Annotated in this window: 23 protein-coding genes; 9 read left to right on the top strand and 14 right to left on the bottom strand. The window is 63.2% G+C overall.

The window, feature by feature from the left end; translation table 11 throughout:
* Nucleotides 1-437: 437 nt before the first annotated feature.
* From C4Q26_RS14950 to C4Q26_RS14990, 9 genes are all read right to left on the bottom strand, one after another.
* Nucleotides 438-1,136: a helix-turn-helix transcriptional regulator gene (locus C4Q26_RS14950; protein WP_104883252.1), complete on the bottom strand. Its 699-nt coding sequence runs from the start codon at nt 1,134-1,136 to the stop codon at nt 438-440.
* Between the two features lie 184 nt (nt 1,137-1,320).
* Nucleotides 1,321-1,848, bottom strand: coding sequence for an inorganic diphosphatase (ppa, locus tag C4Q26_RS14955; protein ID WP_023382553.1), 528 nt, complete (start codon nt 1,846-1,848; stop codon nt 1,321-1,323).
* A 93-nt stretch (nt 1,849-1,941) separates the two neighbouring features.
* Complete coding sequence (locus C4Q26_RS14960) at nt 1,942-2,757, bottom strand: zinc-dependent peptidase (RefSeq protein WP_023382552.1); 816 nt, start codon at nt 2,755-2,757, stop codon at nt 1,942-1,944.
* Nucleotides 2,758-2,766: 9 nt separating this feature from the next.
* Complete coding sequence (locus tag C4Q26_RS14965) at nt 2,767-3,414, bottom strand: DedA family protein (RefSeq protein WP_023382551.1); 648 nt, start codon at nt 3,412-3,414, stop codon at nt 2,767-2,769.
* A gap of 305 nt (nt 3,415-3,719) precedes the next feature.
* Entirely contained in the window at nt 3,720-4,178 is a 459-nt protein-coding gene (locus C4Q26_RS14970) for a GNAT family N-acetyltransferase (protein ID WP_023382550.1), read from the bottom strand.
* Nucleotides 4,179-4,285: 107 nt separating this feature from the next.
* Nucleotides 4,286-5,104 (bottom strand): ethanolamine ammonia-lyase subunit EutC, encoded by an 819-nt coding sequence (gene eutC, locus C4Q26_RS14975; protein WP_023382549.1) that lies wholly within the window; start codon nt 5,102-5,104, stop codon nt 4,286-4,288.
* Between the two features lie 8 nt (nt 5,105-5,112).
* The gene (locus C4Q26_RS14980) at nt 5,113-6,507 is read right to left on the bottom strand and encodes an ethanolamine ammonia-lyase subunit EutB (RefSeq protein WP_104881204.1); all 1,395 of its coding nucleotides are present in this window, start codon (nt 6,505-6,507) and stop codon (nt 5,113-5,115) included.
* 49 nt (nt 6,508-6,556) lie between these two features.
* Entirely contained in the window at nt 6,557-8,005 is a 1,449-nt protein-coding gene (eat, locus tag C4Q26_RS14985; protein WP_023382547.1) for an ethanolamine permease, read from the bottom strand.
* 224 nt (nt 8,006-8,229) lie between these two features.
* Nucleotides 8,230-9,750, bottom strand: coding sequence for an aldehyde dehydrogenase family protein (locus C4Q26_RS14990; protein WP_023382546.1), 1,521 nt, complete (start codon nt 9,748-9,750; stop codon nt 8,230-8,232).
* A gap of 268 nt (nt 9,751-10,018) precedes the next feature.
* On the opposite strand from C4Q26_RS14990, the gene C4Q26_RS14995 reads away from it, so the two are divergent.
* The 4 genes from C4Q26_RS14995 (at nt 10,019) to C4Q26_RS15010 (ending at nt 14,282) form a co-directional block, all read left to right on the top strand.
* Nucleotides 10,019-11,956, top strand: coding sequence for a sigma-54-dependent Fis family transcriptional regulator (locus C4Q26_RS14995; protein ID WP_023382545.1), 1,938 nt, complete (start codon nt 10,019-10,021; stop codon nt 11,954-11,956).
* A gap of 66 nt (nt 11,957-12,022) precedes the next feature.
* Nucleotides 12,023-13,372, top strand: coding sequence for a UDP-N-acetylmuramate:L-alanyl-gamma-D-glutamyl-meso-diaminopimelate ligase (gene mpl / locus C4Q26_RS15000; protein ID WP_104883253.1), 1,350 nt, complete (start codon nt 12,023-12,025; stop codon nt 13,370-13,372).
* A complete protein-coding gene (gene ubiX / locus C4Q26_RS15005; RefSeq protein WP_023382543.1) occupies nt 13,369-13,998 on the top strand; it encodes a flavin prenyltransferase UbiX in 630 nt (209 codons plus the stop codon). Before mpl ends, ubiX begins: the two co-directional genes overlap by 4 nt.
* On the top strand, nt 13,995-14,282 hold the full coding sequence (locus C4Q26_RS15010; RefSeq protein WP_023382542.1) for a YceK/YidQ family lipoprotein: 288 nt from the start codon (nt 13,995-13,997) through the stop codon (nt 14,280-14,282). Before ubiX ends, C4Q26_RS15010 begins: the two co-directional genes overlap by 4 nt.
* 82 nt (nt 14,283-14,364) lie before the next feature.
* Here C4Q26_RS15010 and C4Q26_RS15015 read toward each other — a convergent pair whose 3' ends face one another.
* The 3 genes from C4Q26_RS15015 to C4Q26_RS15025 all read right to left on the bottom strand — a co-directional run bounded on the left by C4Q26_RS15015 (nt 14,365) and on the right by C4Q26_RS15025 (nt 17,295).
* Nucleotides 14,365-15,009: an oxidoreductase gene (locus C4Q26_RS15015; RefSeq protein ID WP_023382541.1), complete on the bottom strand. Its 645-nt coding sequence runs from the start codon at nt 15,007-15,009 to the stop codon at nt 14,365-14,367.
* Nucleotides 15,010-15,036: 27 nt separating this feature from the next.
* Entirely contained in the window at nt 15,037-16,770 is a 1,734-nt protein-coding gene (locus tag C4Q26_RS15020) for a C13 family peptidase (protein ID WP_023382540.1), read from the bottom strand.
* Nucleotides 16,771-16,839: 69 nt separating this feature from the next.
* Nucleotides 16,840-17,295, bottom strand: coding sequence for a MaoC family dehydratase (locus C4Q26_RS15025; RefSeq protein WP_027907495.1), 456 nt, complete (start codon nt 17,293-17,295; stop codon nt 16,840-16,842).
* Nucleotides 17,296-17,438: 143 nt separating this feature from the next.
* On the opposite strand from C4Q26_RS15025, the gene C4Q26_RS15030 reads away from it, so the two are divergent.
* From C4Q26_RS15030 to C4Q26_RS15040, 3 genes are read left to right on the top strand one after another with little or no spacing between them, the layout of a single operon-like run.
* Nucleotides 17,439-17,804 carry a CidA/LrgA family protein gene (locus C4Q26_RS15030; protein ID WP_023382538.1) on the top strand — a complete coding sequence of 122 codons (366 nt, stop codon included), beginning with the start codon at nt 17,439-17,441 and terminating at the stop codon, nt 17,802-17,804.
* Entirely contained in the window at nt 17,801-18,517 is a 717-nt protein-coding gene (locus C4Q26_RS15035; protein WP_023382537.1) for an LrgB family protein, read from the top strand. Before C4Q26_RS15030 ends, C4Q26_RS15035 begins: the two co-directional genes overlap by 4 nt.
* A 9-nt stretch (nt 18,518-18,526) precedes the next feature.
* Nucleotides 18,527-19,117 carry an LON peptidase substrate-binding domain-containing protein gene (locus C4Q26_RS15040; RefSeq protein WP_023382536.1) on the top strand — a complete coding sequence of 197 codons (591 nt, stop codon included), beginning with the start codon at nt 18,527-18,529 and terminating at the stop codon, nt 19,115-19,117.
* Nucleotides 19,118-19,226: 109 nt separating this feature from the next.
* On the opposite strand, the gene C4Q26_RS15045 is transcribed toward C4Q26_RS15040, so the two are convergent.
* Together C4Q26_RS15045 and C4Q26_RS15050 are read right to left on the bottom strand one after the other, a co-directional pair.
* Nucleotides 19,227-20,543, bottom strand: a complete 1,317-nt coding sequence (locus tag C4Q26_RS15045; RefSeq protein WP_023382535.1) for a bifunctional DedA family/phosphatase PAP2 family protein — start codon at nt 20,541-20,543, stop codon at nt 19,227-19,229.
* Nucleotides 20,544-20,546: 3 nt separating this feature from the next.
* Nucleotides 20,547-21,239, bottom strand: a complete 693-nt coding sequence (locus tag C4Q26_RS15050) for a DNA-3-methyladenine glycosylase (RefSeq protein WP_023382534.1) — start codon at nt 21,237-21,239, stop codon at nt 20,547-20,549.
* A 286-nt stretch (nt 21,240-21,525) separates the two neighbouring features.
* Here C4Q26_RS15050 and C4Q26_RS15055 point away from each other — a divergent pair, with 286 nt between their 5' ends.
* A complete protein-coding gene (locus tag C4Q26_RS15055; protein WP_023382533.1) occupies nt 21,526-22,797 on the top strand; it encodes a glutamate-5-semialdehyde dehydrogenase in 1,272 nt (423 codons plus the stop codon).
* Complete coding sequence (gene nadD, locus C4Q26_RS15060) at nt 22,766-23,458, top strand: nicotinate-nucleotide adenylyltransferase (protein WP_049818785.1); 693 nt, start codon at nt 22,766-22,768, stop codon at nt 23,456-23,458. Before C4Q26_RS15055 ends, nadD begins: the two co-directional genes overlap by 32 nt.
* The last annotated feature ends 24 nt before the right edge of the window (nt 23,459-23,482 follow it).

Below are 23,482 nucleotides of genomic sequence, written 5' to 3' on the forward strand. Positions count from 1 at the left end.
TGGCAGTGAGCGTTGCGAACATCAGGCCTGCCGGCCTCTCGAGCCCGGCAGTTAAGGCAGGAAGCGGAGCAGTTCTTGTCGAACTGTCCTTGTACGATTTGATTTAGAGGTGTGGGATGTTTAATGAATTAACTTTTGAAGAGGGCGAATTTGATCTGCGTAAACCTTATCTAGGCGGTGACTAGGATGGGAGGAGATTATTTTGGGCAATTAAAAAGCCGGCTTGTGGCCGGCTTCTCGGGGACGGTCTTGGCTAATTTTTGGTAAGCCGCAATCGCCTTAATCGTGTTGGCACTCGGCCAGAATAGAGATGGCAGACGGCTGTGTGAGACGTCGCCAAGCCCTCTGGGTCGCGGTTTGCACCGGTCGGGGCTGATGTGGCGCGTAGCATACTAGGGCTGGCGCTGGATGCCCAGCGAAAAATGGCACAGGTTGTTTCATTCGGCGCGCTTCTGGCGAAAATGTGACCAGTGGAATACCCAGCCTAGAATTTTCAGGTCCTGGCTTCTTAGCTGCGCGGGGGTGTAGCGTTCGACCGCGTGATTTCGACGGTCGTGGCTGTGCAGGCACAGGGTCCCCGATTGGCCCAGGCTCAGGCAGTTCACCCTGAGCCTGCCGTTATGCAGCAAGGCATAGGTTTCGCCTTCGATCACGTCGGTCAGGCTAAGGTCGATGGCCAACAGGGCGTTTCCTGGGATCAGCGGCGCCATGTTAGTGGCCGGCATGATCATGCAGACTGTCTGGCTGGCGGCGACGCCGAGTTTCTGCAGCGCTTGCGCAGGGAGGCGCAGGTATTTGCCTTTGATGGGTACCAGCTTGCCTTCGTGCAGTTCGTGCAAGGGTACTGGCAGCAGCCGCCCATCCATCGTCGACACGGCAACCAACCCTTCGCCAGCCTCTGGTTGTCTGGGCTGACGCAAGATGGACGTCGGGTGCTTGGGGCCATCGCCTGTGTGTAGCCAGCGTCGGTTTACGCAGAACAGCTCGGCCAGTTCGTCTAGTCGGGCCAGTGGGACGCCGCGCTTGAACCAGTTGTTGACGTGCTGGGCCGACACATGACGCAAGGCGGCAAGGTCGGAAGGGGTCAGACCGCATTCCCTGAGCAGGGCCCTTAAGCGTTCACCGGATGTATTCATGACAGCGAGTGTAACGACCGAGTGCCAGCGGGGAAATGAACCTGATGTTGATGCGAACTACGGCAAGCTGCCTGAGTTGTGGGAAATGGATTAGGACTAAGTAGGATTACTTACAGCCAACCTTCGAGGTTTGAATTTCGCTTACAAAAAACCCCGCCGAAGCGGGGTTTTTTTCCAATCGGTATCAGCCCTTGTAGGCTGCAACCGATTTGGTGATCTCGGCGCGGGCGGCGTCGGCGCCTGCCCAGCCCTTGACCTTGACCCACTTGCCTTTCTCGAGGTCTTTGTAGTTCTCGAAGAAGTGCTTGATTTGCTCCAGCAGCAGGGCTGGCAGGTCGGTGTATTCCTTCACGTCGACGTACAGCTGGCTCAGCTTGTCGTGTGGTACGGCCAGGACTTTGGCATCGCCACCGCTTTCGTCGTCCATGTGCAGGACGCCAACCGGACGGGCGCGGATGACCGAGCCTGGGGCAACCGGGTAGGGGGTAACGACCAGCACGTCCAGCGGATCACCGTCGTCAGCCAGGGTGTTGGGGATGTAGCCGTAGTTGGCTGGGTAGAACATCGGGGTGGCCATGAAGCGGTCAACGAACAGGGTGTCGCTGTCCTTGTCGATCTCGTATTTGATCGGCGCGTGGTTGGCCGGGATCTCGATGGCGACGTAGATGTCGTTCGGCAGGTCTTTGCCAGCCGGGATCTTGCTGTAGCTCATTGGGCTATGCCCCCGTGTTTGATCAAAAAAGTGGCGGCGATTATAGGCACATTCTGCCCGGGCATGCCACGCCTGGCCTGATGTGCGGCCGCATCAGGCGTGGCTTTCGCGGTAGTCCGGATGCTCCGCCAACAGCCGGGTCAGGCGGGCCAGCGGGTCCTGCCGGTAGAACAGCGACAGTTGATGGTACACCTGTGGATAACTGCCCTGCAGCAGGTCGGGAGCGCTGAAGAAGTATTCGCTGCTGACGGCAAAGAACTCCGCCGGGTTCTCGGCGGCATAAGGGTCGATGGCGGTCTCTGCGTCGGGGTCGGCATCCAGTTGCCGGTTGAGGTCGTCGTAGGCCGCTTGCATGGCGCTGGCCCAATGCTCTACGTGCATGCCGCTGTGCAGCGGCGGCAGGCCGTTGGCATCGCCGTTGAGCATGTCGAGCTTGTGTGCCAGCTCGTGGATGACCAGGTTGTAGGCCTCCCAGCCACCGCTGGCCAGCACGCCGGGCCACGCCATGATCACCGGGCCCTGCTGCCAGGCCTCACCGCTGTGCTCGGCATCCCAGACGTGCTCGACACCGCTGCTGTCACGGTGGCGCTGGGGGCTTTTGAAATCGTCGGGGTAGAGGATGATTTCGTGAAAACCCTGGTACCAGTTCAGGTCACCCAGGTGCATCAGCGGCAGTTGTGCCTGGGCGGCGAGGAACAGGCGCTGTTCGTCACTGAGTTCGACGCCGGGCAGGGTGGTGAGGTGTTTGTCGTGCAGGAAGAGGATGCAGGCCTCGCGCAGCCAGCGGTCCTCTTCATCACTGATGCCATCGAGCATCGGCAGATGGTCGCGGACCACCTGCCACTGCTGTGCGGTGACCGGGAAGCGCGCCAGGGTGCGCTTGCGCCGCCAGGCGCTCAACGACCACATGGGCTGTGGTCAGTGGGCCTTGGCCGCGCGGCCCAGGCGGCTGCGCAGCAAGCCGAGGATCATCGGCACTAGCGACAGGAAGATGATGGCCACCACCATCAGCGACAGGTGCTGCTTGATGAACGGCACGTTGCCGAAGAAGAAGCCCAAGGTCACCAGGCCTCCGACCCAAAGTACCGAGCCCGCGACGCTGAAGGCCAAAAAGCGCGGGTAGTGCATGTGGGCTATGCCGGCCACGAAGGGCGCGAAGGTGCGCAGGATCGGCAGGAAGCGCGCCAGGGTCACGGTCTTGCCGCCATGGCGTTCGTAGAACTCGTGGGTGCGCTGCAGGTAGTCACGACGGAATATCTTCGACTCGGGGTTGTTGAACAGCCGTTCGCCCGCGGTTCGCCCGATGATGTAGTTGGTGCTGTCGCCCATGATTGCCGCCGCCATCAGCAGGCCTGCCAGGAGCACCGGGTCCATGCCACCGCCCGCGGCAACGGCCCCTGCGATGAACAGCAGCGAGTCGCCCGGCAGGAACGGCATCACCACCAGGCCGGTCTCGCAGAAAATCACGGTGAACAGGATGGCGTAGATCCAGGGACCGTAATTGGTGACCAGCAGATCGAGGTACGCATCGAGATGCAGGATGAGGTCCAGCGGGTTGAAATCCATGTACAGCACCTGTGTTCTTGACCCGCTACGACGGGCACGCGATGACGGACAATGCCAAGGGCGTGGGCTTGTTTACCGCGCAATGGGTAAAAATTCACACATGACAGAGGGAGGCATTATACGGCGAAGTAGGAATCGTGCCCGGAGAGATTGTAGCGGGGGGTTACCAACGGGCGGCGGCGGACCAGCCGATTCAGCTGAGCCTGTGGGAGCGGTTATATCCGCCGTGCAGGCAATCTAGGCCAATCGCCGTACCGCCCCTCCCACAGGCGTCGTGCCAGCTTTTCAGAGGTTGGCGACTGGCTTCAATCCAACTGGATCGGCAGCACGTAGCTCTCGAACTCGGTGTCCTTGCGAAAGCCGATCGACTCGTACGTCTTGCGTGCCACTTCGTTATTGGCGCTGGTGGATACCCGCATGCGCACGGCATTGGTGTCCTTGGCCATTTTCTTGGCTTCACGTATCAGGTGGTCGGCCACCAGCATGCGTCGGGAGTCCTCGGCCACGTAGATGTCGTTGAGAATCCAGACGCGCTTGAGCGACAGCGACGAAAAACTTGGGTAGAGCTGGCAGAAGCCCAGCAGCCTGTGGTCGTCGTCATCCGGTAGCGCCAGGTAGATCACTGACTCGTCGCGTTTCAGGCGTTTTTCCAGGAAGCTGCGTGAACTGTCCGGGTAGGGCAGTTGCCCATAGAACTCACGGTATTTGACGAACAGCGGGGTCAGCAGGTCGAGGTGTTCCAGCGTTGCCTTGATGATGCGCATGTGCAGCCCTCAGAGTCCATTTGGGGAAACAGCGGATTGCCAGTGGCTCTGATGGCATCCTGCCCAATGCGGGCTTCGAGCGCAATCCGCCTTCCGTGACATGTTTTTTACCCTTTTCCCAGCAGGAAGTTACCTTTTGGGCTGGGGGCATGTTCACTGTCGAGGCTATGGACCTCGGCTTCGTCCTTCAGATTCACTCCGGACAATTGCCGGCGACAGGCTTCGCGCATCAGGTATAGCAGACGGTGAGCGGCCATGCCGTAGCTCAGCCCTTCCAGGCGCACGTTGGAGATGCAGTTGCGGTAGGCGTCGGTTAGACCGACCTTTGGCGCGTAGGTGAAGTACAGCCCAAGGCTGTCAGGGGAACTGAGCCCTGGTCGTTCGCCGATCAGCATGACGGTCATGCGGGCACCCAGCAGCTCGCCCACTTCGTCGGCCACCGCAACCCGCCCTTGCTGGACCAGTACTACCGGGGCGCTGGTCCAGCCGTCGGCGGCCGCCTGCTCTTCGAATCGGGTCAAGAAGGGCAGGGTATGGCGGTGCACGGCCAGGGCCGAGAGCCCATCGGCCACCACGATGGCAAGGTCGACGCCACCCGGGTTGGCTTGAGCATGCTGGCGCAGCAAGGCTGCCGAGTCTTCGTTCAGGCGCCGACCGAGGTCGGGCCGTTGCAGGTACTGGTGACGGTCGCTGGCCGCGCTGTGCAGCACCAGGCTCTCGCGACCACGGTCGCTGAGCTGAGTGCTCAGGCCTTCATGGTCGAAGGGCAGGTGTACCGCGTCGCGGGCCTGGGCATGGGCAAACTGGAAATCCAACTGGGCGCCGGTCGGCAGACTGGTGCCGGCGCGGCCTAGGGCGATGCGTGCCGGGGTCAGGTTGCGCAGGGCCAGCCAGGGGTTGTCAGGGGTAGGCGTGCGATGGTCCATGGTCATCCCTATGCAAGCTGTGCCAAAGCCTGGCGGAAAGCCGGCGGCAGGTTGTCACCGAAACGCACCCGGCCGTCGGCCTGGGTGAAGATGCCGGTACGCTCGAGCCAGGCCTCGAATTCGGGGCCGGGTCTGAGGCCCAGGGTCTGGCGCGCATACAGCGCGTCGTGGAACGAGGTGGTCTGGTAATTGAGCATGATGTCGTCGGAGCCGGGGATACCCATGATGAAGTTGATCCCGGCTACACCCAGCAGGGTCAGCAGGGTGTCCATGTCGTCCTGGTCGGCTTCGGCGTGGTTGGTGTAGCAGATGTCGCAGCCCATGGGCACGCCGAGCAGCTTGCCGCAGAAATGGTCCTCGAGGCCGGCGCGGATGATCTGCTTGCCGTTGTACAGGTACTCCGGGCCGATGAAACCGACCACCGTGTTCACCAGAAATGGCTTGAAGTGCCTGGCCACGGCGTAGGCGCGGGTTTCGCAGGTTTGCTGGTCGACACCGTGGTGGGCATTGGCCGACAGCGCGCTGCCCTGGCCGGTTTCGAAGTACATGAGGTTTTGCCCGAGGGTGCCGCGCTTGAGCGAAAGACCCGCTTCGTAGCCTTCCTGCAGGACGTTCAGGTTGATGCCAAAGCCTGCGTTGGCTGCCTCGGTGCCGGCAATCGACTGGAACACCAGGTCCAGCGGCACGCCACGGTTGATCGCTTCGATCGAGGTGGTGACGTGGGTCAGCACGCAGGCCTGGGTGGGGATGTCGTAGCGCTGGATGATGGCGTCGAGCATTTCCAGCAGGGCGCAGATCGACGCGATGCTGTCGGTGGCCGGGTTGATGCCGATCATGGCGTCGCCATTGCCGTACAGCAAACCGTCGAGGATGCTGGCGGCGATCCCCGCGGGTTCGTCGGTGGGGTGGTTGGGCTGCAGGCGGGTGGACAGGCGACCGCGCAGGCCCATGGTGCCGCGAAAACGAGTGACCACGCGAATTTTCTGAGCCACCAGCACCAGGTCCTGCACCCGCATGATCTTCGACACCGCCGCGGCCATTTCCGGCGTCAGGCCCGGGGCCAGGGCACGCAGGCTGTCTTCGTTGGCCTGGTCGCTGAGCAGCCAGTCGCGCAGGCCGCCCACGGTCAGGTGGCTGACCGCTGCGAACGCCTCGGCGTCATGGGTATCGACGATCAGGCGGGTGACTTCGTCTTCTTCGTAGGGAATCAGCGCTTCGTTGAGAAAGTGAGTGAGCGGGATATTGGCCAGGGTCATTTGCGCGGCGACCCGTTCACCGTCGTTGCTGGCGGCGACGCCGGCCAGGTAATCACCCGAACGCGCCGGGCTGGCCTTGGCCATGACCTCTTTGAGGCTGTCGAAGCGGTAGACCAGATGGCCCACGGTGTGTACGAAACTTGCCATACAGATTCTCCAGAGCGCCGCGGGCGTGGCCCGCGACGGGTGTCGGCGATCAGTGCAGGGCCTCTTCAGCCTTCTGAATCGCGGCGAATTCCTCTTCCGGTGTGCCCGCTACCAGATGGTGGCGGCTGTAGAAAGCAAAGTAGGCAATTAATACTCCATAGATCACCGCGGCGCCAATCACCACCCGCGGGTCGACCAGGAAACCGGCGACCACTGCGATGCAGGCCAGTACCAGGGCCACGCTGGAGGTGAAGATGCCGCCGGGGGTGCGGTAGGGGCGCTCCATCTTCGGCCGGCGGATGCGCAAGGTGATATGCGCGGCCATCATCAGTACGTAGGACAGGGTGGCGCCAAACACTGCCACCAGGATCAGCAGGTCGCCTTGGCCGGTCAGCGACAGTGCGAAACCGATGATACCGGGGATGACCAGCGCCAAGACCGGTGCCTTGCTCTTGTTGGTTTCCGAGAGTTTGCGCGGCAGATAGCCGGCGCGGGACAGGGCGAAGATCTGCCGGGAGTACGCGTAGATGATTGAGAAGAAACTGGCGATCAGGCCAGCCAGGCCCACGAGGTTGACGAAGCTGCCCATCCAGGTGGACCCGCCATAGGCTTTGGCCAAGGCCTCGACCAGCGGGTTGCCGGATGCCTTGAGGGCCTCGGAGCCCGCGCCACCTGGGCCAACCACGAGAATCAGCAGGGCGAATGCCAGCAGTACCAGCATGGCACCGATCAGGCCGCGCGGCAGGTCGCGACGCGGGTTCTTGGTTTCTTCAGCGGCCAGCGGCACGCCCTCGACAGCCAGGAAGAACCAGATGGCGTAGGGAATGGCCGCCCACACACCGACATAGCCGAATGGAAGGAAGCTGCTGGCGCCCACCGCGTCGGTTTTGGCGATGTCGAACAGGTTGGCTGCATCAAAATGGGGCAACATGCCCACCAAGAAGACAGCCAGGGCGATGGCGGCGATCGCGGTGATGATGAACATCAGCTTCAGTGCCTCGCCGACCCCGAAGATGTGGATGCCGATGAACACGATGTAGAACGCCAGGTAGATCATCCAGCCGCCGATGCCGAACAGCGACTGGCAGTAGGCGCCGATGAACACGGCGATGGCGGCCGGGGCGATGGCGTATTCGATCAGGATGGCCGTCCCGGTCAGGAAACCGCCCCAAGGCCCGAAGGCGCTGCGGGCAAAGCCATAGCCGCCGCCTGCGGTGGGGATCATCGAGGACAGCTCTGCCAGGGAAAAGCACATGCACAGGTACATGGTGGCCATCAGCAGGGTGGCCAGGAACATGCCGCCCCAGCCACCTTGGGCCAGGCCGAAGTTCCAGCCGGCGTAGTCGCCGGAAATTACATAGGCAACGCCTAGGCCTACCAGCAGGACCCAGCCGGCGGCGCCTTTTTTCAGTTCACGTTGCTGGAAATAATCCGAGCCGACTTTTTCGAAGTCGACGGAAGAGCCTGCCGGCGTGCCGGCGGAATGATCGCTTGGCATGGTTTCACCTGTTTTTTTTCTTGGTGGCCAGAAGGATTCCGGCCCTTGGTGATAGAGGTTGCAGGAAGCGAGCCAGAGCGGATGGTGCACGGATGCCGCCCTGGCTTTGACGCCGCAGGTCTGGCCCCCTCGCGGGTGAGCCCGCTTCCACGGTGACCGCACTGGAAGTGAAACCTGTGCGGTCCCTGTGGGAGCGGGTCTACCCGCGAAGAAGGCAACGCGGTCTAGAAGAAGCCCAGCGGGTTGATGTCGTAGCTCACCAGCAGGTTCTTGGTCTGCTGGTAGTGGTCGAGCATCATCTTGTGGGTTTCACGACCGACGCCGGACTTCTTGTAGCCACCGAACGCGGCATGCGCCGGGTACAGGTGGTAGCAGTTGGTCCACACGCGGCCTGCCTTGATGCCACGGCCCATGCGGTAGGCGCGGTTGATGTCGCGGGTCCACACGCCAGCACCGAGGCCGAACTCGGTGTCGTTGGCGATGGCCAGGGCCTCGGCTTCGTCCTTGAAGGTGGTGACGCTGACGACCGGGCCGAAGATTTCCTCCTGGAACACGCGCATCTTGTTGGTGCCCTTAAGCAGGGTCGGCTGGATGTAGTACCCGGTGGCCAGGGTCCCTTCGAGTTTCTCCACCTTGCCGCCGGTGAGCAGCTCGGCGCCTTCTTCCTGGGCGATGTCCAGGTACGAGAGAATTTTCTCGAATTGCTGCTGCGAGGCCTGGGCGCCGACCATGGTGTCGGTGTCCAGCGGGTCGCCGCGCTTGATCTGCAGCACCTTCTTCATCACCACTTCCATGAACTGCGAGTAGATCGACTCTTGCACCAGCGCCCGCGACGGGCAGGTGCAGACCTCGCCCTGGTTGAAGAACGCCAGCACCATGCCTTCGGCGGCCTTGTCGATGAAGCTCGGCTCGGCCTGCATGATGTCTTCGAAGTACACGTTCGGCGACTTGCCGCCCAGCTCGACGGTGGACGGGATGATGTTCTCGGCAGCGCACTTGAGGATGTGCGAGCCCACCGGGGTGGAGCCGGTGAAGGCGATCTTGGCGATGCGTTTGCTGGTGGCCAGGGCCTCACCGGCCTCGCGACCATAGCCTTGCACCACGTTTAGCACGCCTTTGGGCAGCAGGTCGCCAATCAGCTCGAGCAGCACGGTGATGCCCAGCGGGGTCTGCTCGGCGGGCTTGAGCACCACGCAGTTGCCAGCGGCCAAGGCCGGCGCGAGTTTCCAGGCCGCCATCAACAGCGGGAAGTTCCACGGGATGATCTGCCCGACCACGCCCAGCGGCTCGTGGATGTGATAGGCCACGGTGTTTTCGTTGATCTCGGCGGCGCCGCCTTCCTGGGCGCGGATGCAACCGGCGAAGTAGCGGAAGTGATCGACGGCCAGCGGAATGTCGGCGTTGAGGGTTTCACGGATCGGCTTGCCGTTGTCCCAGGTTTCAGTGATGGCCAGCACTTCGAGGTTTTGCTCGATGCGGTCGGCGATCTTCAGCAGGACGTTCGAGCGGTCCTGCACCGAGGTGCGGCCCCAGGCATCGGCAGCGGCGTGGGCTGCGTCCAGGGCTTTCTCGATGTCTTCGGCAGTGGAGCGAGGGAATTCGGCGATCGGCTGACCGTTCACCGGAGAGGTGTTGGTGAAGTACTCACCCTTGACCGGAGGAACGAACTCACCACCGATGTAGTTTCCGTAGCGGCTCTTGAAGGAAATCTTCGCGCCTTCGGTACCGGGATGTGCGTAACGCATGGTGTGTCTCCTGGCTATTGTGTTTGTTAGGGAGCTGGTAAAGCGTAGAGCAAAGGTTGGGCCAGTGCTTTGCACCCCTTGTAAATCAATGAGTTGGGACAGTTTTACAGGCGCGCCAGGCGTGTGCTGTGCCAGCGTTGGCACGGGGTGGGTGACACTTTGTACCGTTTGCGACACGCTGTGTGACTGGGCAGTCCCGGTGCCATTGCAATGGAAGGTCAGGTGGAGGATGCTGACGGGAATCTCTATCTGCGGAGAACAACAACAAATGCAGAGCAACCCGTTCAGCAGCCATGCCCAGCAAGTGCATACCGTCGCCCGCGGCGAGGCGGGCGGCGCCGGCAGCGATCCCTCCATCGCCCGTTCCTGGCTGCGTTGCCTGGAGGACTATCACCTCGATCCGGCGCTGATCGAAGCCCCTGTGGTGCTTGAGCATGGGCGTCTGCTGGAGAGCCGTGAGCGCCTGCGCCAGGTGCTCAAGATCGCCGATAGCGAAATGAACAGCCTGCATCAGCAACTCTCCGGTGCCGGCCACGCGGTGCTGTTGACCGACGCTCGCGGGGTCATCCTCAATTGTGTCACTGCTCCTACCGAGCGCCGCAGTTTCGAGCGCGCCGGCCTGTGGCTGGGCGCCGACTGGAGCGAAGCCCGTGAGGGCACCAATGGCATCGGCACGTGTCTGGTCGAGCGCCAGGCGTTGACCATCCACCAGAACGAGCACTTCCGTGGCCGCCACACCGGGCTGACATGCTCGGCGAGCCCGGTCTTCGACCCCCATGGCGAGTTGCTGGCGGTGCTCGATGTGTCGTCGGCGCGGCCTGACGTCTCGCGCCAGAGCCAGTTCCACACCATGGCGCTGGTCAACCTGTCGGCCAAGATGATCGAAAGCTGTTACTTCCTGCGCCATTTCGAGCAGCAGTGGCTGCTGCGCTTTCACTTGCAGGCCGAGTCGGTGGGGCTGTTCAGCGAAGGGTTGCTGGCCTTCGATGGCGAAGGGCGCATCTGCGCGGCCAACCAGAGCGCACTGAACCTGTTGGGCACCGTTCGTGGCGGGTTGCTGGGCAAGCCGATGGAGCAGTTCTTCGCCTGCAGTCATGACGACTTGTTCAGCCGGGCCCAGCCCCAGGGCAGCACCGCCTGGCCGCTGCATACCCGTGATGGCCGCCTGGTGTTTGCCAGCCTGCGCGGTCGGGCGCGGGCGCCGGCGTGGTCGGTGCCGGTGAGCTTGCCTCAGGCTCCCACTGTGGCAGAGCCGGGCATTTGCTTGCTCGACCCGGCGCTGCAGCATGAGTTTCGCAGGTCGGTGCGGGTGTTCGAGCGTGATGTACCCTTGCTGCTGCGCGGTGAGACCGGCTGTGGCAAAGAGGCCTTCGCCCAGGCCGTGCACCAGGCGAGCCAACGCCGTGGCAAGCCGTTCGTGGCGGTCAACTGCGCCTCGATCCCAGAGAGCCTGATCGAGAGCGAGTTGTTCGGCTATCGCGGTGGGAGTTTCACTGGGGCGCGCAAGGAAGGCATGCGCGGCAAGCTGCTTCAGGCCGATGGCGGCACCTTGTTGCTGGACGAAATCGGAGACATGCCGTTCGCCCTGCAAACCCGCTTGCTGCGCGTGTTGGAAGAGCGCCAGGTGGTGCCCATCGGCGGTGAGCCCCAGGCAGTGGATGTACGCATCATCAGCGCCACCCACCGAGACCTGCTCGAGCGGGTTGAGCAGGGCTGTTTCCGCGAAGACCTTTACTACCGCCTCAACGGCCTTGAAGTAGCGCTGCCGGCGGTGCGCGCGCGAAGCGACAAAGAGCAGTTGCTGGAGTTCCTGTTACGCCAGGAGTCGCAGGGGCAGGTCGTGCAATTGGCCCCCGAGGCGCGTCAGGCATTATTGGGCTTCGCCTGGCCGGGGAACGTGCGGCAGCTGCGCAATGTGCTGCGCACTCTGGTGGCGCTGTGTGACGACGGCCGCATCGAATACCTCGATCTCCCTGCCATCGTACGCGAAGGCGCCACCCTCGATCGCGACGTTGACGACACCGCCGCTGAGGGCGGAGGCGTGCTGGCGATGGGCGCGCCGCTGCAAAGTGCCGAACGCGACACGCTGCTGGCCACATTAGAGGCAAAACACTGGCACATGACCCATGTCGCCGAGCATCTGGGGATCAGCCGCAATACCTTGTATCGAAAACTGCGTAAACACGGCATCGCCAGGGTCGTCTGAGCGAAACAGCGGGTGCGATTTCCTGCGCCCTGGGCTACCCTGCCTCGAAGTTTTGCGAGGTCGACCATGCATATTCACATTCTCGGTATTTGCGGCACATTCATGGGCTCGCTGGCGGTGCTGGCCAAAGAGCTCGGCCACCGCGTCACCGGCTCGGACGCCAACGTCTATCCGCCGATGAGCACCCAGCTCCAGGCCCAGGGCATCGAACTGACCCAGGGCTACGACCCGGCTCAGCTCGACCCGGCGCCGGATCTGGTAGTCATCGGTAACGCCATGTCGCGCGGCAACCCGGCCGTGGAGTACGTGCTGAACAAAGGCCTGCCATATGTGTCCGGCCCGCAGTGGCTGGCCGACCATGTCTTGCAGGGGCGTTGGGTCCTGGCCGTGGCGGGTACCCACGGCAAGACCACCACCAGCAGCATGCTGGCCTGGGTGCTGGAGCATGCGGGCATGAGCCCGGGCTTTTTGATCGGCGGGGTGCCGCAGAACTTCTCGGTGTCCGCACGCCTGGGCGACACCCCGTTCTTCGTGGTCGAGGCTGACGAGTACGACAGCGCCTTCTTCGACAAGCGCTCCAAGTTCGTCCACTACCACCCACGCACTGCGATTCTGAACAACCTTGAGTTCGATCACGCGGATATCTTCCCTGATCTGGCGTCCATCGAGCGGCAATTCCACCATCTTGTGCGCACTATCCCCAGCGAGGGCCTGGTCATTCATCCCACCACCGAGCCGGCACTCGAGCGGGTGATCGGCATGGGGTGCTGGACCCCGGTGCAAACCACCGGCGAAGGTGGCCAATGGCAAGCCAAGCTGCTCAGCGCCGATGGTTCGCGCTTCGAAGTGCTGTTCGAAGGTCAGGCGCAGGGCGTGGTGGACTGGGCGCTGACCGGCCAGCACAACGTCGCCAACGCGCTGGCGACCCTGGCCGCCGCTCGCCATGTGGGCGTGGTATCGGCCATGGGGATCGAGGGCCTGAGTGCCTTCAAGAGCGTCAAGCGGCGCATGGAAAAGGTCGCCGAAGTGCAGGGCGTGACCCTCTACGACGACTTCGCCCACCACCCGACGGCCATTGCTACCACCCTTGATGGCCTGCGCAAGCGGGTAGGCGAGGCGCCGATCATCGCCGTGATCGAGCCTCGCTCCAATTCCATGAAACTCGGCGCCCACCGCGAGGGTTTGCCCGGCAGTGTGACGGATGCCGACCAAGTGATCTGGTATGCGCCGCCTAACCTGGGCTGGGACCTGGCGGCCACTGCTGCGCAGTGCAAGGTGCCGGCGATCGTGGCGGACAGCCTCGAGGCGATCATCGAGCGGGTCAAGGGCCAGGCGCGTCCGGGCACCCATGTGGTGATCATGAGCAACGGCGGCTTTGGCGGCCTGCACGGCAAACTGGCCGAGGCCTTGAAGTGAGCGGGCCGGAACGCATCACACTGGCCATGACCGGTGCCTCGGGGGCGCAGTATGGCCTGCGCCTGCTCGACTGCCTGGTGCGCGAGGACCGTGAGGTGCACTTCCTGATTTCCAAGGCAGCGCAACTGGTCATGTCCACCGAAACCGACGTGGTGTTGCCGGCCAAGCCCCAGGCCATGCAGGCGTTTCTGACCGAGTACACTGGCGCGGCCGATGGGCAGATCCGTGTGTATGGCAAGGAGGACTGGATGTCGCCAGTCGCCTCCGGTTCGGGAGCCCCGGCGGCGATGGTGGTGGTGCCGTGTTCCACCGGCACGTTGTCGGCGATCGCTACAGGTGCTTGCAACAACCTGATCGAGCGGGCTGCGGATGTCACCCTCAAGGAGCGTCGCCAGTTGATTCTTGTGCCGAGGGAGGCGCCGCTCTCGACCATCCACCTGGAAAACATGCTCAAGCTGTCGCAGATGGGGGCGGTGATCTTGCCGGCGGCGCCGGGGTTCTATCATCAGCCGCAGACCCTCGACGACCTGGTCGACTTCGTGGTGGCGCGCATCCTCAACCTGCTCAATATTCCGCAGGACATGCTACCGCGCTGGGGCGAGCACCACTTCGGGGTCGATGATTGAAGCCGGCGCTGGTCGGGCTGCTCGCCACGCTGTTGCTCGGCGGTTGTGCGACGGTGCGTACGCTGGATGCCAACAAACCGGGCGCACCGCTGGTATATGCCGGCACGCGTCTGGACGTGTACGTGATCAACGGCGGGTGCTGCCCGAAGGACCGCTTCGGCGCCGAGGCGCCGGCGTATCCTGGGCTGGACCTGCCGGGTAGCCTGTTGCTCGATACCCTGTTGCTGCCGTTGTCCCTGCTGACGGCGGCGGGGGTTGGGTTTCAGGCCACCGGCGGCCTTTGATGGCCCAAAGCAGGTCTGCTGCCTAAAGTGCCGAGAAGGCGTGTGCGAGCGGTTTCACCCGCGCAGAAGCCCTCGGCGGCGCCTACTTCTTGCCCAGCCTTCGCAACTCGTCGGACTCGATAATCCGCACGCCGTCCTCTTCCTCCAACGCCAGCCGCCAGAGCGCCCGCGCCAGGGTGCAGGCTTCGATGCCCCGGTACTTGCCTGGGATCAGACGGGCAAATGGCGACGCCAAGCGTTCGCCAAGCCGCGGCTCGACACGTTCGCCCAGCAGCAGCGACGGCCGTACGATGGTCAGTTGCGGCCAATCCTGGGCTTTGAGGGCTTCTTCCATTTCACCCTTGACCCGGTTGTAGAAAATCGACGACTTGGGATCGGCACCCAGGGCGCTGACCACCAGCAGGTGCCGAGCGCCCATTTCCCGGGCACGCTTGCTGAATGCCACGACCATGTCCAGGTCGACCGCGCGGAAGGCGGATTCGGAGCCCGCTTGCTTGAGGGTGGTCCCCAGGCAACAGAAGGCGATGTCGACCCGGCCGGCCAGCTGGGGGAGAAACACTGCAGGGTCGCCGACCGGGTTTTCCAGGTGTGGGTGCTCGGCCAGGGGGCGGCGGGTAGGCGCCAGCACGCGGCTGATGGTGGGTTCGTTGAGCAGGCGGTCGAGCAGGTGTTCACCCGTCAGGCCCGTGGCTCCGGCAAGCAGGACATGCTGAGGCGTCAAGTACATGATGTCTCTCCCTTGTTACACACAAGCTTAGTGGTTGCCGGGCTTTTTTGCCTGCTCCCCCACAGGGGCTTGTGCCGCGTTACGTAAGGCTTCCTCGGCCTGCTGTCGGCGCAACTGCTGCCAGTGTGCCAGTACTGCGGGTGGTGCCCATATCTGAGGCTCCGAGGCTTCGAAACCTTCCCTTCGTTCACGTTCGGCAACGCTGGTCCGGGCCAGTTCAAACGCCAGTTTCAAATCGTCGGTCTGGTTCAGCGCCTCGGCGAACAGGGCGTCGCCAAAGTAGGTGAAATCCGCTTCCTCGGAGCAGCCGAAGGACACCCGATCGGCACGTGCCGCGGTCATGATGACCGTCCGATCATCCTTGAGCGGGGTGATGTAGCCACCGGAATAGCAGGCGGAGATGACGATCACCTTGTCGCGTTCCTTGAGCGGAGCCAGTGCGCTGGCCAGTTCATCGGCGGACAGGTCGGCCAGTTGCAGGCGCGGCTGGTCGAGTACCAGTTGGTGGTCCTGGCTGCCATGGCTGGTCAGGTAGATGAACACCAGGTCCTCCGGGCCACTGCGCTCGGCGAGGATGCGGGCGGCACGGGTGATGTTCTCGCGGGTGGCCATGGGGCGCGTGGTCATGTGGTCGCGATGGTTGACCAGGGTGACTTGGCCCCGGGCGCCGAAGCGCACCTTGAGCATGTTGCTGACATAGTCTGCTTCGCGCAGGAAGACGCTTTGCTGGCCATCGCCGCCAACCACCAGGCTGTACAGCTGAACGGGCGGGGCGGAGCGAGGTACCTTGGCCAGGGCGTCTTCCAGCAGGCGGCCCTGATTGAGCAGGGCCAGGTCCAGCGGGTCGGGCAGCAAAGTGCCTTTCTGGTCGCGCACGCGCACACCGTTGACCCAGTACCCGGCCTCGACCTTGCCATTGGCCTGTATCAGCTTGCCGCGGCCGTGATAGGCGTCATTCTGGAAACTGCCGATATAACGGCTGCCATCGGCCAACTGCAGGTTGCCCTGGCCAGACAGGCGCCAATCGACGAAGTTGCCCTTGTAGTGGCTGCCATCGCTGCCCAACAACTCACCTTCGCCGCTGAGCGATCCATCCTTGAACTCGCCGATCCAGACATCGCCGTCGGCGTTTTCATAGCGCCCTCGGCCTTCCAGGCGGTTGTCCTTGAATTCGCCGATGTACTGTTCGCCATCGACGCTGTCGTAGGTGCCGCTGCCTTGCAGCAGGCCGTCGACGAAACGGCCGCTGAACTGGTTGCCACTGGCATCGCTGCGCACGCCCGCCCCGTTGGGCTTGCCCCTGGCGAACAGGCCCTGGTAGCGGCTGCCATCGGCCAGTTCCAGTTCGCCGGCGCCTTCGTACAGGTCGTCCTTGAACTGGCCGCGGTAGGTCTGGTCGGCTTGCTTGAGCGTGCCCTCGCCGTCCCGGCGGCCATGGCTGAAGGTGCCGGCATAATGGCTGCCAGGCGTCGTCAGGTCGCCCAGCCCCTGGAACAGGCCTTCGGCGAATTGCCCTCGATAGACCTCGCCGTTGCGTCCATGCCACTCACCTTGGCCGTGCCATTGGCCATCCTTGAACGTGCCGGCGTACCAGCTGCCGTTGGGGTAGTCGATACGCCCTTCGCCCTGCAGCAAGCCATTGACCACTTCACCGCGGTAGCGCCCTCCGTCAGGCAGACGTGCATCCGGCGGAAGAAGCGATTCGCCATCACCGCAGGCAGCGAGTAACAGGGTCAGGGCTAGGGGGAGCAGTGGACGCATGGCGGGATCCGGGCAATAGATCTGCCGAGTATGCCGCAGAATGGGCCGCTTTGCGGCCCTGATGAGAGGTCAAACGAAACAGAGCGACAGCGGCTCGGCGATGTAGGCCGGTTTTTCTTCGCCCTCGATTTCCAGTGTGACGGTGGCCTTTAGCAGCCACTGGCCTGGTTTCTTCTCGAGGGCATCGACCAACTCGACTTTCAGGCGCACCCGGCTGTCGACTTTCACTGGCTGGATGAAGCGCACGCTGTCCAGGCCATAGTTGACGACCATCTTCAGGCCCTCTGGCATGACCAGAATGTCTTCCATGAGCTTGGGGATCAGCGAAAGGGTCAGGAAACCATGGGCGATGGTCGTGCCGAATGGGGTTTTCGCGGCTTTTTCCGGGTCGACATGGATGAATTGAAAGTCGCCGGTGGCCTCGGCGAACAGGTTGATGCGCTGCTGGTCGATCTTCAACCACGCGGAGCGCCCCAGTTCCTTACCAACGTACTGCGAAAGCTCTGTAACCGGTACATAAGGCATCGCGACTCTCCAAGTTGTCTTTTGGTACGAAGGTGCAAGATCAGCACGATGAACCGTTCCAGTCAAGTTGCCAGCTTTTCGGCGAATATCGGCTTATCAGTCGGGCGTGCTTATAATGGCCGCCATGCCCGAAGGAGATGCTTATGCTGTTGCGTGGTTTGACCTGGCTAGTGCTGTTTCAGCTGCTGGGTACGGCGATCAACCATTTGTTCGTGCCGATCCTGCCGGGGCCGATCATCGGTCTGCTGCTGTTGTTGTGCTTCCTGATGGCCCGCGGTGAAGTGGGCCAGCCGTTGAACGAAGCGGCCAGCAGCCTGCTGCGCTACTTGCCGCTGTTGCTGGTGCCACCAGCGGTGGGGGTGATGGTGTATGCCAAGGATATCGCCGCCGATTTCTGGGCCATCGTGGGTGCTCTGTTCATTTCTTGCCTGGTGACCCTGGTGTTCGTCGGCGTGCTCATGCAGAAGCTCATGCAGCGCCAAGGCCAGCGCGGCGAGGAGCGGCCATGAACCTCGATTGGCAAGGCGCGCTCGATGCTGTTATCCATCACCCGCTGTTCGGCATAGGCATCACGCTGGGGGCCTACCAGATCGTGCTGGCCGCCTATGAGAAGACTCGCTGGATCTTCCTGCAGCCAGTGCTGGTGTCGATGGTGCTGGTGATCGGTGTGTTGCTGACCTGCGGCATCGATTACGCCGAATACCGCAAGAGCACCGAAATCATGAACATCCTCCTGGGCCCGGCCACGGTAGCCTTGGCGGTACCGCTGTATCTGAACCTTCGACGGATCCGGCAGTTGTTCTGGCCGACATTTACTACGCTGGTAGTCGGAGGCTTGTTCGCGACTGTGGCCTGCCTACTGCTGGGCAGGTGGTTTGGCGCCGAACACATGATTCTGATGACCATGGCGCCGAAGTCGGTGACCTCGCCAATCGCCATGCTGGTGGCCGAGCAGATCGGCGGCGTGGCGGCGTTGGCGGCGGTGTTCGTGTTGATTACCGGGGTGATCGGGGCGATCTTCGGCCCGGCCTTGCTGACCCGTTTCGGGGTCCACAACCCCGAGGCGCGCGGCATGTCCCTGGGCGTCACGGCGCACGCCGTGGGGACCTCGGTGGCCTTGCAGGAAAGTGACGAATGCGGCGCCTTCGCAGCGCTGGCGATGAGCCTGATGGGCGTGGCCACGGCAGTATTCCTGCCCTTGGCCGTCAGCCTGGTGGCCTGAGGAGTTGTGATGACGCTACCGCTGTTTCCCCTCAATACCGTGCTGTTTCCCGGCTGCCTGCTCGACTTGCAGATCTTCGAAGCGCGCTACCTGGACATGATCGGGCGCTGCATGAAGAAGGGCGAAGGTTTTGGAGTGGTCTGCATCCTGGAAGGCGAGCAGGTCGGCAAGGCGCCGCCAGTGGTCGCGTCGATTGGCTGCGAAGCGATGATTCGCGATTTCGTGCAGCAGGAGAACGGCCTGCTGGGTATTCGTGTGGAAGGTGTTCGACGCTTCGAGCTGAGCCAGACCGAGGTGCAGAAGGACCAGTTGTTGGTCGGGGAAGTCAATTGGTTGCCGGAGCAGGCCGACAGCCCTTTGACCGAGCACGATGATGACCTGCTGGCGTTGCTGGTGGCCTTGGGTGAGCACCCGATGGTCGAAGCTCTGGACATGCCTCGGGAGGTCGATGGGCGGCAGGCCTTGTCTAATCAGCTGGCGTATCTGTTGCCGTTCATGGAGGAGGACAAGCTGGACTTGCTGGCGATCGACTCGCCTCAGGAGCGGTTGGCTGAAATCCAGAAACTGCTGGAGCGCATCCAGGGCGAGCTGTTTGCCTGAGGGTCATCGATTCGAGCAAGGCCCCTCACCAGCGTAGGAGCGAGCCTTGCTCGCGATGCGCCGCACCGGCGGTGCGCGCTCTCACAGGCGCCAACAACCCCCGCCAGGCTCAATACTGATACCGCAACAACGCCTGAGGCAGCGCATGCAGGGCAAAGAACGCCAGTAGCGCGATACAGGCCGGCAACACCAGCCACCACACTCGCAGCGGCAAGGCACCCAGCGGCTGGCGGTGCTGGGCCAGCGTCAGGCTGACCGCGCAGACGCAGCAAGCCAGCAATGCGCCGGCCAGAATATCAGTCGGCCAGTGCGCCCCCAGATACACTCGCGACAGCGCAATGGCCAGGGCAGGAATGCAGCCCAGCAGCACCCAGGTCAGGCGCATCCTCGGTGGCTGCCCGCGTCCGGCCAGCAACGCCAGCACCACGAAGAATGCGAACGAGGCCGAACTGTGCCCGCTGGGCATGCTGTAGCTGGTCAATGGGTCGGTCAGCACCTCAGGTCGAGCCCGGGCGAACAACCATTTCAGTGTGCCGTTGGCAATGGCCGTTCCCATCAGTGCGCCGCCGGCAAACAGCGCATGGCGCCATTGGCGGGCAAGCAGCAGCAAGCCAGTGAGCAACCCTCCGAGGAACAGCTGGGTACGGAAATCGCCCAGGCGGGTCACCAGCACCACGGCGCCATCGATGACCTGGCTGCGGTGCTCCTGGACCAGGCTCATCACGCCTTGATCGAACTCATGCAGATAAGGCCAGCCAAGGAACAGTCCCAGCAGCGCCAGGAAGCTCAGGCCGGCGATCAGCCGTGTGCCATGACGTTGATCGCGAATGCTGCTGCTCAGACTCAGACCGATCAGCACCGCAAGGCTGCCGCCGATGATTCCTGCATCCAGCCAGAAGCCTTCCGGCAGAGGCAGGCGCATGGCCGCACCGGTGGCCCAGCCTGGCAGCAGGTACGCCACTGACCACCCGGCGCCCGCCACCAGGCTGACGGCAATAAAGCGCGGCAGGGGCATGTCGAACATGCCCGCGACCATGGGCAGCATCGGGCGCAGCGGGCCGATGAAGCGGCCTACCAGCAGGCTGGCGATGCCATAGCGTTGGAAGTAGTTTTCGGCGCTGCCAATCCATTCCGGGTGGTGGCGCAACACGGGGAGGCGGCGGATGTTCTGGTGGAAGTGCTTGCCGATCGTGTACGAAATCGCATCGCCGAGCAGGCCGCCCAGGAAACCGAGCAGCAGCGTTTCGCCAAGGCCGAACGTGCCGCTACCCGCGAGCACGGCGACGGCGAACAGCAGCACGGTCCCTGGCACGATGATGCCGGCGATGGCCAGGCACTCCACGCAGGCCACCAGGAAAATTGCCAGGCCAAGCCACTGAGGGTTGGCGCTGAGCCAGCCAGTCAGGCTATCGAGCCATTGGCCCATCTATCAGCTTCCTTGTTCGAGAGTGAAGAAATCATGCCCTTCGACTTGTCCCCGGCGCAGCGGGTTCCGGGTACAGAAGCGGGCGTACTCGGCGTCGACGAAGCGGTACGGCAGATGCTCGTCGCGGCCTGTGGGAATGCCCAGTCGGGCGCATTGCACAATCCGAGGGACCTGTATGTCGCAGTCTTCGACATAGAGGTTTTCGGGGTCGAAGCGTTGGGCGTCCCAGCGCGGTACCTTCAGGCCCAGCGCCCGGCACAGCAACGTCTGGCCCGCACACAGGCGCTCGGCCGGGCGCAGGTTGCCGCTGGCATCGGGGTTGTTCAGTTGCATCCGTGCAAGGCTGTTGGCATCCGAAAGGGCGTCCACCCACGGATAGCCCGACTTGATCAGCACCGCATTGCCTGGACCCTGGGCGCTGAAATTCAGCGAATCGCCGCCGCGGGCGTAGTACATGTAGATGTGCCCGCCATCGAGAAACAGTGCCTTGCGCTTGTCTGTGTAGCCGAGCGAGGCGTGGCTGCCTTTGTCGGTCAGGTAGTAGGCCTCGGTTTCGATGATGCGCGCCGCCAGCCACAGGTCGCCGTGGCGATGGCGGATGACTTTACCCAGCAGGTCCTTGGCGAGCGTCTGGGCGTCGCGGTCGAAGAAGCTGTCGGGCAGGGCGCGGGCAGGGCAGGGTGCGGTAGCTGGCATGCTGGCGGTTCGTCGTTTCAGAGGCGGCGATGATAACAATGATTGGCTTAACCGAGGCTGAAGCTGAGGAAATGCCGTCGCATCGCGGCAAGTCAGTCCAAGGCCCGGTAGAGCCGGCTTGCCGGCGATCAGGCCGAGGTGGCTTGAAGCAATTTCGATAAGAGCGGTTACATCTTTCCCAGGCATTCCCCGTTACCATTTTCTACCATCCGCCACCCGCCGCTGGGCGTATACCTGCGCGACAGTTATAATCAGCCGATTTCCCCTTCGCCAAGACACCGAACCCATGACTGAGTCCGTTCTTGACTATATGACCCGTTTGGGTCGCGCTGCTCGCCAGGCCTCCCGGGTGATCGCCCGTGCCAGCACTGCGCAGAAAAACCGCGCCCTGCAAGCTGCCGCCGATGCGCTGGATGCTGCCCGTGACGAGCTCGCCGCAGCCAACGAACTGGACCTGGCCGCCGGACGTGCCAATGGCCTGGAGCCAGCCCTGCTGGACCGCCTGGCGCTGACCCCGGCGCGTATCGACGGCATGATCACCGGCCTGCGCCAGGTGGCCAGCCTGCCGGACCCGGTCGGTGCGATCCGTGACATGAGCTACCGCCCGTCGGGCATCCAGGTGGGCAAGATGCGCGTGCCGCTTGGTGTGATCGGGATCATCTACGAGTCGCGTCCCAACGTGACCATCGATGCTGCCAGCCTGTGCCTGAAGTCGGGTAACGCCACCATCCTGCGCGGTGGTTCCGAGGCCATCCACTCCAACCGCGCCATCGCCACCTGCATTCAACGTGGCTTGGCTGAGGCCGGCCTACCGGCGGCGGTGGTGCAGGTGGTCGAGACCACCGACCGCGAAGCCGTGGGCGCCTTGATCAGCATGCCGGAGTTCGTCGATGTGATCGTGCCGCGTGGTGGCCGAGGGCTGATCGAGCGCATCAGCCGTGACGCCCGGGTCCCGGTGATCAAGCACCTCGACGGCATCTGCCACGTCTATGTGGCCGAGCATGCCGACCTCGACAAGGCCTGGCGTGTGGCCTTCAACGCCAAGACCTACCGTTATGGCATCTGCGGGGCGATGGAAACCCTGTTGGTCGACCAGCGCGTGGCCGAAGGCTTCCTGCCGGAAATGGCCCGCCGCTTCGCCGAGAAAGGGGTCGAGCTGCGCGGTTGCGAACGCACCCGGGCGCTGATCGATGCCAAGCCGGCCACCGAGGACGACTGGCACACCGAGTACCTCGACGCGATCCTGTCGATTCGAGTGGTCGACGGCCTGGACCAGGCCATCGAGCACATCAACCACTATGGCTCGCACCATACCGATTCGATCATCACCGAACACCAGGGGCAGGCCCGCCAGTTCATGGCCGAGGTCGATTCCGCATCGGTGATGCTCAATACCCCGACCTGCTTCGCCGATGGTTTCGAATATGGCCTGGGTGCTGAGATTGGCATTTCCACCGACAAGCTGCATGCTCGCGGCCCGGTCGGCCTGGAAGGGCTGACCTGCGAGAAGTACGTGGTGATCGGTGATGGCCAGCTACGCGGCCAGGAGTCCTGCTGAGTTGAGCAAGGCCCAGGCAGTCCGGCGCATTGGCGTTCTAGGCGGCACATTCGACCCCGTGCACATCGGCCACCTGCGCAGCGCGCTGGAGGTTGCCGAGTTCATGGCGCTGGATGAGTTGCGCCTGCTGCCCAACGCCCGGCCACCGCACCGCGACACCCCGCAGGTGGCGGCGCAGGACCGGCTGGCGATGGTTCGCGAGGCGGTTCAAGGCGTCGCATGCCTGAGCGTGGATGCCCGGGAGCTGGAGCGCGACAAGCCGTCGTACACCATCGATACCCTGGAGTCGATCCGTGCCGAGCTGGGCGCTGCCGACCAATTGTTTCTGGTGATGGGTTGGGATGCCTTCTGTGGCCTACCTAGCTGGCATCGCTGGGAAGAGCTGTTGCAACACTGTCACATCCTGGTGCTGCAACGCCCGGATGCCGACGTAGAACCCCCTGACGAGCTGCGCAACCTTCTGGCGGCGCGCTCGGAGAGCGATCCCACCGCCATGTCCGGCCCGGCGGGGAATATTTCGTTCGTCTGGCAGACGCCGCTTGCGGTGTCGGCTACTCAGATCCGACAGCTGCTGGCCAGCGGCAAGTCGGTGAGGTACCTGGTGCCGGACGCCGTACTGGCCTATATCGAGGCGCACGACCTGTACCGTGCCCCTAACTGACGGTGCCGCAGGCACCTCACCTAA

It is taken from the genome of Pseudomonas sp. SWI44 (assembly GCF_002947915.1).
Taxonomy (GTDB): Bacteria; Pseudomonadota; Gammaproteobacteria; order Pseudomonadales; family Pseudomonadaceae; genus Aquipseudomonas; species Aquipseudomonas taiwanensis.